Here is a 13,882-nt window from a genome sequence, read left to right as displayed (position 1 = left end):
ATCCCAAACCAAGGGTCAAAATCTGGTTGCCATGCATGATATTAACCTCCTAATGACGTTTTGTGTGGATTTGATCCTTCTATAATCAAATCCACACAAAACGTCGAGGAACCAAGAAAATAATATAACATTGCGCGTCTTATTGCTTTGGGCTTTTCGATATGAATTATAAGGTAAATTAGAATATGGAAATACCGCTGCTAAATGACATTGTCGTTATATTTGGACTGGTTATTGCGGTGCTCTTTATATGTCATCGACTTCGCGTGCCGGCGGTTGTGGGATTCCTCCTTACAGGGATATTTGTCGGGCCTTACGGACTCGGACTGATAAATGCACTTCATGAAGTTGAAATTTTAGCTGAAATCGGTGTTGTATTATTGCTTTTCACTATAGGAATCGAGTTCTCATTTAAAAGGATGATACAAATCAAGAAATCGATCCTGATGGGGGGGTCGATTCAGGTGTTGTTAACACTTTTAGTTACTTTTCTTATAGCCAGGCAACTGGGTCAACCTATTGGTGAATCGGTCTTTATAGGATTTCTTATATCCCTCAGCAGCACGGCCATTGTGCTCAAGCTAATCCAAGAAAGAGCTGAAATTGATAGTCCCCATGGAAGTACAACTCTTGGCATCTTGATCTTCCAGGATATCATTATTGTTCCAATGATATTGGTTACACCTTTACTGGCCGGAGAAACAGGGGATTCAGGTAAATCCGCCCTTGTTCTTATTGCCAAAGGAATCGGAATCATCGGGTTGGTGATCGTCAGTACTAAATGGATTATTCCGCAGGTATTGTATCAAATCGCCAGGACACGGAGCCGGGAACTTTTCCTGTTAAGCGTAGTTTTAATATGCCTCGCGGTTGCGTTAATAACTTCCAGTGCGGGGCTTTCTCTTGCCCTGGGTGCATTTTTAGCAGGATTGATCATTTCCGAATCTGAATACAGTCATCGAGCACTCGGAAATATCTTACCCTTTCGTGATGTCTTTACAACCTTCTTTTTTGTTTCCATTGGTATGCTGTTTGATATTGGTTTCCTTTTCCGGCAACCTGGTACCATTGCGCTGATCGCTTTATGCATTTTGGTTTTAAAATCCATCATTGCCAGCTTTGCAACGGTTTTGTTGGGTTTTCCACTTCGCACTTCAATCCTTGTTGGTCTTGCACTAAGTCAGGTTGGTGAATTTTCTTTCATTTTATCCAGAGCCGGTGTCGAACACGGTTTAATGGCCGGAGATATGTATCAGATGTTTCTGGCTGGCTCTGTTCTTAGCATGGCGGCGACACCATTCATTATTACCTTGGCGCCCCGCCTGGCAGATATAATTCTACGGTTCCCGCTTCCGAAAAGGTTGATGTCCGGCTTTTATCCTGTTTCACAAACAAAGGTCGTGGACAGGAAAGATCACCTTATTATAATCGGTTTCGGAGTGAACGGTAGGAATGTGGCACGTGCCGCTAGAGTAACAGGTATTCCCTATGCAATCATTGAAATGAACCCCGAAACTGTGAGGAAAGAACAAGCACAGGGAGAACCAATTTATTATGGAGATTCAACCCAGGAGGTCGTACTTCAGCACGCAAACATCAAAGATGCGAGAATTGTTGTAATTGCAATCAATGATCCAGCGTCAACCCGCAGAATTACTGAAATCATTCGAAGGCTTAATCCAAAGGTTCATTTGATTGTACGGAGCCGTTATCTCCAAGAGATGAAGCCTTTGTATGAATTAGGAGCTAACGAGGTCATTCCTGAAGAGTTTGAGACATCAGTGGAGATTTTCACCCGGGTTTTGGCTAAATATCTTATACCAAGAAATGAAATCGAAAGGCTCGTCGCAGAAATACGATCAGATGGTTACGAAATGTTTCGAAGCCTTTTCAAAGAGTCGTCATCTTTTTCCGATTTAAACCTTCAGCTTCCCGATGTTGAAATTAGTACGTTGAGGGTTGTTGAAAGATCACCTTTAGTTGGAAAAAGTTTAGCTGAAATTGAGCTGAGAAAGAAATATGGAGTTACAGTATTGGCAATACGCCGAAACTCACAAATATTATCTAATCCAAACGTAAACATGCCATTTTGTGATAACGATGTGCTTTTTGTCCTTGGACCACCAGATAGGGTCGCCGAGGTCGCTCGTTTATCCCAAAATCCAGAAGAAGGGGATTCAAGTTAGTGTCCATCAATCTCTGCGTCAGGCTCAAATTTTAATCCTCAAAATACTTCAATGTATTCCTGCGGTTAAAATTTTCGCCTTCCTTGACCTTGCACAAATTTTCTCATTTATGGATGGACACAAGTTAATGACTCCAATATTTCAGGTAGTGATTAGCGTTATTTTTCGCCTTAAGCGTAGGTTGGGATCAGCTCTTGCTCTCTCGAAGTAAATATAGCAGAGTTCAGACGGAATACTGAAGTAGCCGTCAATCAAAGAGATGAGGTGAACCTTCCGGGTATGTACTATTTTGAGGGGCTGAAACATATCGTCGATTTTGAAGCCTCGAGCATCTACGTTTGGGAAAAGTAGATTCCAAGCAACGCTGGACCTGACGAATCTTCTCTGCTAACTACCCTTCGTCGTTATTATCCGGCAATTAAATAGAACATTATGCGACATACGTAATTTTAGGATGTTGAAAATACTTTTTAACTCGCTTGGGATTCTTTTGAAGCATGCGCAAGTGAGAGATCGCCTTTTTGGTCAGTTGCTTTTTGTTGTGCGCCGGAACTCTGGAATGAACCCCGGCTTTCAGATCACAGTTTAAATACTCATCAGGATTTATTCAGGTGAGTAGGAAGGCAAAAATAACAATTCGATCTGATCCTCATGGTCTTTTAGCCATTCCTTAACAAGCTTGCTATGATGAACCCGAAGATCGTCCAGAATCAGAAAAACTTCCTGGTCCACATCTTTGATCAATCGTTTCAAGAATTTGATCAGCGTCTGGGCATTCATCGTGTTGCGGTAAAGCATAAAGCGCACCTTGCCCTGGTTGGTGATCGAGGAAATCAGGTTGATGCGCTCTCTTTTGGCTGGCAGCCGAATCGCCGGTGTCTGCCCCCGTGGGACATAACTGCGACCATGCTGGCTGTCGTTGCAAAGCCCGGTCTCATCACCCCAGTGGATTTCTGCCTTTTCAGCCTTTGCCTTTTTCACAATGGCAGGGTATTGTTCATCCAGCCACTTTTTAACCGCCTTGGCGTTTTGCTCATAGGCCCGGCGCAAGGGCTTCTGAGGCGTATATCCCCAGCGTTTAAGATACTCTCCCACAGTGCGAATCGGCATATTGATGCCAAAGAGTTCCTTAATCAGCTGTTGCACAGCAATGCGCGTCCACAGCGCAAATGGCAACTTGAGCTGATCGGGTTCTTTGTCCACGATGGCTTTTTGAATCCTTTTTTCCTGCTCCTTGCTCAATGTTCGGCAGGCTCCAACGCGACGGCCTCTTTTCTTAATCTGCAGCGATAGAGTTGAGCGGTGGTCAGTGTTGGCCGCATGAAGTTATTGGCAAGAAAGATCAGCGTCTTGTTGGTTCTGGTTTCGTGGTACTTGATGCGGCGCAGTTTTCCGGGGTAATGCTGGGAAGAGTAGAAACCGGTCAACACGACAGTCTGATCGCATCTGAGTCCCGTATCTTTCTCGACGGGGTTGGAATAGAGACGGCGACACTTGAGATTGGATTTGGCGCGTGTCATGAAGAATGTAGCCCATTGACTGAGCTGATAGAGTCGCTCGAAACCCGGGTAACCTCGATCCATAACGTAGAAGGCCCCTGGTTCCGGGATCAGGTGATCGAGACCATTGACGTCGTGAAGCTTGCCGTCGCTGATATGGATGAAAGAAGGAATGCTGCCACGCAAATCCAGGAGCGTGTGTAGTTTGATGGCGCCCTTGGTTCGCCTGAACTTTGCCCATGGAAAGACAGACAGGCAAAGATCGATGGTGGTGGAATCGAGGGCATAGACGGTTTGGTCAAGTTCGACCCCAAAGTCGTCGTTGATATAGAGTGCTCGCGTTGTGTTGATAAGGGAGTATGCGAACTTTGCATAGATGCGCCTGTCGCGCACTTTGTTGGCATTGGCCGGGGTATCTCGGGAATTGTTGCTTCGTATACCGACGTTATACAGCTTGTTGCGCTCGGCACGGAGACAGGCATCGACGTCCCGTAGACTCTCTCGATAGGTAAGTTGCGCAAAAGCCATACTGAGGTATTGATCGAGACAACTGAATTGCCGCACCTTGTATTTACCAAATTAACTAAGGTTCGCCTTTTATCAGGATCCTCAAGCCTATCTTCAATCCCCATTCTACCACTCCGTGTAAGGATTCGTGGTAATCGGCCAAGTAGGTAATGGATTCAACGGGGGGACGTGTAGCACATTTTCAAGAAAAAGCCAATTCCAAAGCAGTTTCTTCAGCACTGGCGTCGAAGCGGGAGAAGTGGAGAGGAATTGTTGAAAAGCAAAGGAAAAGCGGTCAATGTTCAAGAGTAAAATGGAACCAGCAAGCCGATTCAAGTTGTACCCGGATTCGGCCGATTCCATAATAAGATTTCTATGGATTTCAGGGGCAGTTCCAGCCCCGGATTGAAACTTTCATGCCCAAGGATTCGCGGGCAAATACAGTTTTACGTTTGCCGGGAATTCTCTCAAATCCCGGCAGGCCTCCCCACTTGGCCAAAAGATTATGGCCGTTTCCCCAAGGGCCTTGAGTTATCCCGGTCCCATCTGGATGCCTTTCGAGGCCACCTCCCGGGCCATAAGCCGGATGGGCGTCTTCGGCTCCGGGGAAATCGGGCTGCCAGACCTCCGGCACCGGGGAGAGGATCGATTTTATGCGAATTTCAGAAAACAACCAAAATCCATCCCCCTAGGGGTCATGCGGACAAGTGTCCAACGAGATTCAACTGCCGGCCAACGACCCTTTATCACCAATGCCCAAGGTGACTCTCTCATGGACCCGACTTTTGTCTTACCTTCATTAACCCCGAAAATTTCACTTGACCTTACATGATAAAAGGAAATATAAATCAAGTATGCTGTATGCCGCTCGCAAACGGAGATACTGATTACAGGCAGAAGGTGTCTCCGTTTTTTTGTATCTTACCTCGCCCTTCGAGGCATTTCCTGAAAGGGCTGGAAAGCAAGGAAAAATTTGAGCAGAGACGACCTGATAAATCTGGAAGGTACCGTGACCCGTATCCTCGGACGGGGAAACGTGGAGATCCAATGCGACAACAATGTCCTGGTGCGGGCCGTACTTTCAGGCAAGATGAAAAAAAACCGGATTCGGGTCATCAAGGGAGACCGCGTAAAAGTCAGTGTGTCCCCCTATGACACGTCTCACGGCATCATCACTTACCGCCACAAGTAGTATCGAGACCAGGGCCTCTATTCCTTCTGGATCAGGTTTTTCTTTGATCCGGATTGTACGGCCTTAATTTCATTCAGGCAAAAGGAGACGACGGGAGAAATACCCCCGGGACCGTGCTGATGAAAAAAACCCAAAAAGCTGATGTTATTTCCATCCAGGTGTTGAAGGAGATTTCTTCCCTCTCACAGACCATCCGTTCCGCCATGGCTTACCAGACCCTTTTGGGTGAGATGAAGGGATTGAGAGACACTGAGGAAGAGGGATATTTCAGGCTGGTGTATAGTATCTCCGGTGAGGACTATCCTGAGGAAGGGTTCGATCTCGAAATCAATCCGGACCAATTCCTCATGATGGTTGATTTCGAAGAAGGGGAAGACGCCTTTTCGGGTCCGGACAGGGGAATTGAGCGTTACGAAATTCACGACACGGTTACCGACGACATCCACGTAATGTATCGCGTCCCGTACCGAACAAATCCGTTGCGATCCGTTGAGAAAAAACCCAAACCCGGCCTGACATAGGCCTCCTTTCCCCCAACCGGCTGACAGTGGTCGCCGGGATGGAGGAGAATCCCCCCGAACTTTAATCGTAAAACGTCGGCCGAGGATCTTTCCTTCAGTTAATTGAATCCGGGGGCCTTCAAATCAAGGTCAAGGAAGGCGAAAATTTTAACCACAGGAATACATTGAAGTATTTCGAGGATTAAAATTTGAGCCTGACGCCGGGATTGGGCAAAAGGGAGCGTTTTTCAAAGGTCTCCTGGTGAAACATTCAACAATTCATTATCCGGCGTGTAGCGATCCAGCCGTCTTACCGGTTTTGACAATCAATACCATGGGAGGGACAACATCCCGAATCTTTTATTGCCGAGGAAACGCCATGCTGAAAAGGGTTCTGTGGATAGTTTTGTTGGTCGTCCTGCTTCCGGCTCCGAACGGAAGAGCAGACATCCTTACGGGTCGGTACTGTTACAGGGCCGGGTATGGTGAATCCATTGATGAAGCGAGAAAAATCACCCGGACCCTGGCGATTGGAAAGGCGATCCAATCAGCGCCGCTCTTTAAAGAGTTATTTTGCCCGGGCGGGGATCCCCGGGATCTCGCCGATCTGATTCAGGTGCTCCAGTCCGGCTACCTGGAGGACTTCAAGGTACTGGAACATCGGGAAGAGGGGAAAAAGGTCTGCGAAAAGGTCCAGGTGAACATACCCGAAAGGACTTTGAAAGAGGTCTTTGAACGTGAGATACGAAAACGGGACAAGGCCTTAGAAGAATACGGACTGGGGAACAACGGCTACCTGAAGATTCTTGGTGTCCACAGGAAAGAAAAGGACCGCTATGGGGACCGTATCGCCGTATACTTAAAGGTCCTCAAGAGGACCGGCTCCCTATACCTCGCTTCGGAAAGAAACCGGAAGCCCTATTTCAAGGTATGCATCAATTACTACGATTCCTCCGGTATGCCTATTGGGGGGGATGCGGCCTTCATCCACGAAAAGGACGTTGAGATGATACCGGGTGAAGTCAAAACGATCTATTTCTATGCCCCGCCAGAGGCCTCCTCATACCGCGTATGGCTCATGGATACCAAGCGCCGGCGATCATCTCAAAAGCCCCGGCACTCACGGAAAAAAGCGGAGAACCCCCTTAAAATTGTAACCCCTGCCACCAAAACCACAGGGCTTAAACGGGTATTCAAAGGAATTCGTGAGGAAGGAGGTGAGACCGAACTCAAGATCGTGATTCAAGCCGACGGTCCGGTTCGGACCTATCGAAACTTCTTTCTGGACACCCCTCCCCGCCTCGTGGTGGATCTTCCAGGATCCTGGGAAAAACCCGAAACCTTTACGTTTTCAACGACCGACAAGATCCTGAGCAGGATCCGGGTCGGGAAACACCCCGGCAAACTCAGGATAGTTCTGGACCTGAAAGACGAATCCCTCCTCTCGAGCACCACCTTGAGGGAATCCTCCGAGGGGCTGCTGATCATCCTGAAGAAGGGGAAATAGACGGGAAATGCCGGCTTAAGGATTTCTCCAGGTCTGTGTCCCTTCGAATTCCCAGCCTTGTAAGAGAAAAATCATAGCGGACCGGATCTCCGGGATTGATCCTCCTGAAGTGCCGCGTCACTTCCAGGGCCGTCCGCATATCCGCCTGCCTCCGGCTAGTGAGGCCAAGGGCCCGGCAGATTCGGTGCATGTGTGTATCCAGCGGTATGATCAACTTGGAAGCGGGGACGCCGCGCCACCCTCCCGGGTCCACCGAATCTTCCCGCACCATCCAGCGCAAGAACAGGTTCAGCCTTTTGCAGGTGCTTCCCTTGGAGGGCAAGGGAAGGAGAGAGTTGGGGGAGCGGACGCCGTCCAGCAGGATTTCCACGAACCGCGAGAGAGAGGGCAGGATGGTTTCATGTCGCCTTTCCAATCCGGCCTCGAAACACTCTCGAAGAGATCCGTATTCCCGGAGCACCCGCTTCAATCCAAGAAGCATCCGGGATAGTTCCTCCCCAGTGGTGAAACGGTGTCGAAAGCCCCTGAAACAGGACAAAATGGAGCGATCCGGGGTAGAAAGCAGAAAGGAGCGAGGGGAAGGCCCCATCCGCTCGAGCACGATGGAAATACTCTTTAAGATCTGGGTTACCCGCCCGTAAGCGAGGGAGGATGAAAGGAATCCGACGATTTCTCTTTCACCCGGGTCTTCGAATGCATAAAGGTATTCAAGGGGATCGGGATGGACGTATCTACGATGGTTAAAGCGTTTGTAAAGCGCTTCGAAGCTTTGCTTGGAGTCAATCGGGGGTGGCCCCCCTGCGGTCACCATGTTCACTTCATCCGCTCTTATTTCTTTAAAGCGCCTTTTTTCTTCTGCTTCTGGTTGTACATCACCTTGTCGGCCCGTGCAATAAGGCTTTCAACGGTATCCCCCTTCCGGGCCAATGAAATGCCGGCGCTCACCGTAATCGGAATATCTCCTTTGGCATAGGATGTAAACCGTATCTTGGCCAGATTCTTTCGGAATGTCAGAATCCTTTCCTTGGCCATCTCCATTGTCAGCCGCTCGATCAACACCACAAACTCGTCTCCGCCGAACCTGGCCACGAAATCGCCTTTGCGGAAACTCCGCACGAGACACTGTGCCACCTTTTGGAGCACCTTGTCACCGGCCACATGACCGAGGGTATCGTTGATCTCCTTGAAGTTGTCCACGTCAAAAAAAATGGCACAGATGGGTATCCCGTCCTCGTGGAATCGGTCCAGGGCTTCCTTGATCTTTTTGTCAAAGGCCTTCCTGTTATGGACCTCTGTCAGGCTGTCCATTTCAGCCGCGGCCTGGAACTGTTGGGCCTTTTGAGAGAGCTGCTGCATGCTCTTCTCCGCGGCGGCGATCTGACTCTTCAACTTTTCGATATTTTCCTGGGCTACCTTCGCCCTACGGATATCCTCTTCCTTCTTTTTTGTAATCAAACGCTTGATGTTTTTGATTTTGCTGATCACGGTGGTCTTGATCTCATCGATGGTCCTGTAAATGTTGAAGGAATCAACGATGGATCCCACCTCGGAGTTCACCTGCATTTCAAAATACTCGATACGCTTGAGGTTCTGCTCCACGCCGAACTCCCGGCTCAGGGCCTTCTCCAGGTCCTTGACATGATCAAGTAAGGTCACAAAGGCGTGGGTGATGTACTTAATATCTTCGGAAACCTTCTGCTTCAAGCCATCCACGAATTCCAGGAATGCCCTTCCGGTTCTCACGAACTCGGATTTCTCCATCTCATCGGTGCACTTGATATCTATGGCTGTTGCCCTGCGGGCCAACTCCTCCGTGAGGGGATAGAAATCCTCCATGAGGGCGTTCATCGTGTTCCTGAGGGTGCGACAGGCCTCAAGGACGATGGCCTGGAGTTCCGCAACAACCGCCGGATCGACCGCCCCTCGAACCTCTGTGCTCTCTGCGGCAATGATCTTGTCCTTTAGTTTTCCAAGCTCTACCTCGATGAGGTCGATGGGAAGCGCCTTTTCGATATCCAGCATCTTTTGGAGGGTTTCCAGTTCTTCGGCCATTTCCTCGTGCATGGCCACCACCGTCCCGTAGGTGTTGATCACCCGCAGGAGGCATTCCTTTTCCTCCTGGTTGATGCGCTCGCTCTCCAGGTATTCCTTTTTCAGCCGCTTGAATTTTCCTTTGTAATCCTTCTCCATGCAAAAACCCTCTGGAACCGGCAAGTACCCTGGTCAGGGTCCCCGCCAGCCTCCCCCGGCACCCCTCACAGAAAGAGAATCTCTACCCCGCCTTCCCCCGTTCTTCCGGTTTTTCCCTTCTGAAAGGGGATCATACCTCGGCTGCAGGCGTCCCTTCCCCGCCACCCGGCCCCTCCAGAAAAAACCGCCACTTGCAGAACATGTCTTCCGGATGGGGATCAGGGGGCGCAAACAGGCACTCCACGCGGATTCGGTCGTCGATCTCCCGGGCAAAATTCTCAAACTCGGCCCGATGCATCTCCTTGCAGACATACTCCCCGAGCCCCCGTTTGAGGCGGGCCACCTGGGTCGGGCAGGTGGGGACGGACAGCATGACCTCCCCGTCTCTCTGCTCAATATGGTATCCGACCAGGATGCACCAGGGAAACAGCTTAAGGGCATCCACAAAGGCGTCGAGGCCTTTTCCCCGGATCTCGAACTTTTCCTTCAGATCTTTTGCGGCCATGCCCGCCACCCGGCCCCATACCCGCTCATTGATCTGCTCGGCCGTGGGCTGGTCGAACTGTTCCGCCACGTAAAGGAACCAGAAGGCGTCAACGACCCTGTAATGCCACAGCAGAAACCGGATATATTTCCTGAGTTCCGGGGCCCCCATGTCTTCGAAAATGCTGAAATTCATCCTCTTCACCCTTTCAGCGGTTATTCCCTTTCAAGCCTAAGCCTCCCGTTCATCGATGGGCACATAGGTGCGCTCCTTCGGGCCCATGTAAATCTGCCGGGGACGATGGAGTTTCCAGTCCGGATCGTCCATGCTCTCCTTCCACTGGCTGATCCAACCGGGCAGACGACCGATCGCGAACATGACCGTGAACATGTTGAGGGGGATCCCGATGGCCCGGAGCAGGATACCGCTGTAGAAATCCACATTGGGATAGAGATTGTGGTCTATGAAGTAGGGATCCTTCAAGGCGACCTCTTCCAGCTTCCTGGCGATATCGAGGAGTGGATCATGGCGTTTGAGTTTCCTGAGGACATTGTCACACATCTTCTTCATGATCCGTGCCCTGGGGTCATAGGTCTTGTAAACCCGGTGCCCGAATCCCATGAGCCTGAAAGGATCATTCTTGTCCTTCGCCCGCTTGATGAAGGGCTCCGGGTCTCCCCCGTTGGCCTGGATATCGGTGAGCATCTCCACCACGGCCTGGTTGGCCCCCCCATGAAGAGGTCCCCACAGGGCGCAGATACCCGCCGAGACGGCTGCGTAGAGATTGACCCTGGCGCTTCCCACGAGGCGGACGGCCGCCGTGGAACAGTTCTGCTCATGGTCCGCGTGGAGGATCCAGAAGGCATCCAGGGCTTCGACGATATCGGGATCGATCTGGTAGGGCCGGACCGGTGAATCGAACATCATGTTCAGGAAATTGGCCGCATATGTGAGATCATGCCTCGGGTAGACCACCTTGTGCCCGCGGGATATCTTGTAGGACATGGCCGCCATGGTCCTCACCTTGGATAGCAGACGCGTGAAGGTGACGTTGATTTCCTCCTCCTCCGAGCGCTCTGGAATTTCCGGATAAAAGGCCCTGAGAGCATTCACCATAGAGGAAAGGATCCCCATGGGGTGGGCCCGGCGGGGAAAATTCTGGAAGAATTCGCGCATGTCCTCATGGATGAGTGAATGATCGTTCAAAAGGACGGAAAACCGGTTCAATTCCGCCCTTGAGGGAAGTTCACCGTTGATCAGGAGATAGGCCGTCTCTCTGAAGGTCGAGTGTTCGGCGAGTTGTTCAACAGGAATACCCCTGTAACGAAGAATCCCCTTTTCCCCATCCATGAAGGTGATCTGGCTCTTGCAGCTCCCCGTGTTTGCGTAACCCGGGTCATAGGTAATCAGCCCGGTCTGTTGGCGCAGCCGGGTGATATCTATAGCCTTCTCGTTTTCCGTGCCCACGATGATGGGCAGTTCATAACTCTGGCCGTCCACGATCAATGTGGCCGTGCGTTTCATGAAACCTCCTTTCAGACAATTTGAAATTTCAATGTATCGTTGACGAGTGGAAAGCTTTCGCTCCGGTGGGCAGGGAACCGGAGAAGATACCACGAAACGATCTCCCTTAAGTTCCAAACGCCGTCCATATAGCGGAAAGGAGCCGCCGTGATTATCTCTATCGAACCGGCTTGAATCTTTCAGGTTCGGGTGTCAGGGCAAGGTAAGGGCCGATTCCCAGTCATGAGCTCAGCCAAGTACCCCTGGTAAAGGGTTCTTTCCTGCCGCTGCCGGAAGCGATAGCAGGAGATTAAAGTTTCCCCTTTTATCACAACTATTGGTAATTGGCCACAATAATGTTGTCTCCGGGCGGGAAGCGCCTTTTGCTTTCCTTCAGTTTTACCATGCCGCTGATCCTTTCCTTTTCAATGCAACAGGAGGCGGGTCAGGAAAAAGAGGAGGGTGACAACGGACAAAACCGAAAGGACGGGAAGGATCAACCGGCGGTAACTCTTCATCATGTCCGCCCTGTAATAGTCCTTGGTGACGAGGAAACAGAGGTGGACCGGGGAGAGCATCATGCCCATGTAACCAAAGGTATATGCCAGGGCGGCGTAAGATAGATATTCGAAAAGGGAATGGGAAGGGAACATTGAGATCACCAAAGGGAAGGATGTGCCCACGAATCCGACGGCCACTCCCGTCACGAGCCCCGATATGAAGGGGATGAACATGACGACAAGGGTCAAAGGGATGCGATAGGCGATGAGTTCATCCCGGATTTGAAGCACGGCCCGACTTTCGATCAAGGTGCTCTTGAAAATCATGATGGTGAGGAGGAGCAAAAGAAGGGGCAGCAGGCCCTTGTCAAGGACCGCATTTTTGATCCTCCCGAAGGGGATGCGGTTGGTTCGGCAAACCCAGCAAAGGGAAGCCAGGAGCCCGGGAAGGATGGAAACGGAACCGGGTATCTTGAGGTGGAAACCCAAACGGTTCATAACGGCCGTGACCCCGCCCAGGAAAATAATCACCAGGATGACGATCAGGATCGGCATGATCTCCAGGACGAATTCCCGAACGGCCTTAAACGATACTCTCCTTTTCTCCGGTACCCTTTCGTTCCGGATGGGCTGGAGGATAAAAACGGCCCCTGCCAGCACTGAGAGCAAGGTCATGGGCATCATAGTGACCATGAACTGCCAAGTATCCACCTCCAGGAGGGCCACAGCCAGCACCACCCCAGGGTACAGAGGCCACCAGTATTCCCAGATGTGCCTGAACCAGTAGTTGACGACCGTCTTCTGCTCTCCCGTGAGCTCGTGATCGGAGAGGGAGGCCTCCACCAGAGGAGCGGAGAAGAGGGCACCGCCCGGCATAGGCAGGAGACCGATCAGGGCGGCGATAACGGATCCCACCTTGCGGGTATCCCGGGTGAACCGGGAGAAACTCTTAACCAGCCTGTCCATCTGGCCCGCCTCTTTCATGAGCCTGCTCATGATGAGGATCAAGCCTACCACCAGCAAAAGGCTCACGGTCTGAGGCTGGGCGGCGGCCCTGACGGCGATAAGGGCCCACTGGAGGGGAGCGAGCCCCATCCACAGGGCCAGGACCAATGCCCCCAAGAGAAGGGAGAGGCTCAATTGGACTTTCAGCCTGTTGAGCGAAAGAACGATGATGAATACTGTGAGGACCTTTAAGATTGCAGGAATGATCTATTTCTCCTTTCTTTTTAGCAGAAATATATTGAACCCAAATTATGCGTTGATGATGAAATTGACCCTTATTACAATATGTTAAAGCATCCTGAGAGCACCCGATAGGTGAAGGGCAAAAGGATGTTCCCTCCGCTACCGTTCCCGCCAGACACCCGGCTGGCGGGCGATGCACCGTCCAAGCCAAGGATCACCGGATATTTCCCTCAAGGGCTGATGGCGCCTTTTCTTTCGTTCCGAGGCTCCCGGGCTGGTGTTTTCAGCGGCTTATCAGCGGGGGACACCGGCTTCCCCCACTGATAAGCCGCGAAAACCACGGCGCCCTCCCGCCAAGGAGAAAAAGATCGAAAGCGTTAATCCTCGGCCCCCAAATTTCAACTATAACTGACTCATGAGCTGGAGTGACAATGGGCCTTTTTCAAAGGTTTCTTTGGAGCAAGTATTTCACCTGAAAACCATTGCCCGCACCACCGGGGAAGGGGCAGGGGGATCTTTTCGGAAGTGACCTGTTGGGAGGCCTGCCAGACAGCAGCAGGTAAACCTTCGTTATTTCATGGGGTTAGGGATGGGGGAAACCCCGGCTCCCGCTTGTAAAAGCGGGA

At 50.8% G+C, this 13,882-nt stretch carries 10 protein-coding genes and 1 pseudogene; 4 read left to right on the top strand and 7 right to left on the bottom strand.

Annotated features, from left to right (window positions below; genetic code table 11):
• Positions 1-185: 185 nt before the first annotated feature.
• The gene (locus tag JRF57_15550) at positions 186-2,186 is read left to right on the top strand and encodes a cation:proton antiporter (protein ID MBW2305115.1); all 2,001 of its coding nucleotides are present in this window, start codon (positions 186-188) and stop codon (positions 2,184-2,186) included.
• 430 nt (positions 2,187-2,616) lie between these two features.
• Here JRF57_15550 and JRF57_15545 read toward each other — a convergent pair.
• Together JRF57_15545 and JRF57_15540 are read right to left on the bottom strand one after the other, a co-directional pair.
• Positions 2,617-3,476, bottom strand: a pseudogene (locus JRF57_15545) (IS630 family transposase).
• Positions 3,425-4,249, bottom strand: a complete 825-nt coding sequence (locus tag JRF57_15540; GenBank protein MBW2305114.1) for an IS4 family transposase — start codon at positions 4,247-4,249, stop codon at positions 3,425-3,427. The pseudogene JRF57_15545 and the gene JRF57_15540 overlap by 52 nt, the downstream one beginning before the upstream one ends.
• A 916-nt stretch (positions 4,250-5,165) precedes the next feature.
• On the opposite strand from JRF57_15540, the gene infA reads away from it, so the two are divergent.
• From infA to JRF57_15525, 3 genes are all read left to right on the top strand, one after another.
• On the top strand, positions 5,166-5,384 hold the full coding sequence (gene infA / locus JRF57_15535; protein MBW2305113.1) for a translation initiation factor IF-1: 219 nt from the start codon (positions 5,166-5,168) through the stop codon (positions 5,382-5,384).
• Between the two features lie 119 nt (positions 5,385-5,503).
• A complete protein-coding gene (locus JRF57_15530; protein ID MBW2305112.1) occupies positions 5,504-5,905 on the top strand; it encodes a hypothetical protein in 402 nt (133 codons plus the stop codon).
• 358 nt (positions 5,906-6,263) lie between these two features.
• Positions 6,264-7,391: an AMIN domain-containing protein gene (locus JRF57_15525; GenBank protein MBW2305111.1), complete on the top strand. Its 1,128-nt coding sequence runs from the start codon at positions 6,264-6,266 to the stop codon at positions 7,389-7,391.
• Here the strand turns inward: JRF57_15525 and JRF57_15520 are convergent.
• From JRF57_15520 to JRF57_15500, 5 genes are all read right to left on the bottom strand, one after another.
• Positions 7,369-8,202, bottom strand: a complete 834-nt coding sequence (locus JRF57_15520; protein MBW2305110.1) for a TIGR02757 family protein — start codon at positions 8,200-8,202, stop codon at positions 7,369-7,371. The two genes, JRF57_15525 and JRF57_15520, sit on opposite strands and share 23 nt — an antisense overlap.
• Positions 8,203-8,219: 17 nt before the next feature.
• Positions 8,220-9,581 (bottom strand): GGDEF domain-containing protein, encoded by a 1,362-nt coding sequence (locus JRF57_15515; protein MBW2305109.1) that lies wholly within the window; start codon positions 9,579-9,581, stop codon positions 8,220-8,222.
• Positions 9,582-9,711: 130 nt separating this feature from the next.
• Positions 9,712-10,260, bottom strand: coding sequence for a hypothetical protein (locus tag JRF57_15510; GenBank protein MBW2305108.1), 549 nt, complete (start codon positions 10,258-10,260; stop codon positions 9,712-9,714).
• A gap of 36 nt (positions 10,261-10,296) precedes the next feature.
• On the bottom strand, positions 10,297-11,589 hold the full coding sequence (locus JRF57_15505; GenBank protein MBW2305107.1) for a citrate synthase: 1,293 nt from the start codon (positions 11,587-11,589) through the stop codon (positions 10,297-10,299).
• Positions 11,590-11,993: 404 nt separating this feature from the next.
• Complete coding sequence (locus JRF57_15500; protein MBW2305106.1) at positions 11,994-13,280, bottom strand: DUF401 family protein; 1,287 nt, start codon at positions 13,278-13,280, stop codon at positions 11,994-11,996.
• Positions 13,281-13,882 lie beyond the last annotated feature (602 nt).

It is taken from the genome of Deltaproteobacteria bacterium (genome assembly GCA_019310525.1).
Lineage (GTDB): Bacteria > Desulfobacterota > DSM-4660 > Desulfatiglandales > HGW-15 > JAFDEE01.
This window is presented reverse-complemented; position numbering and strand designations above follow the sequence as displayed.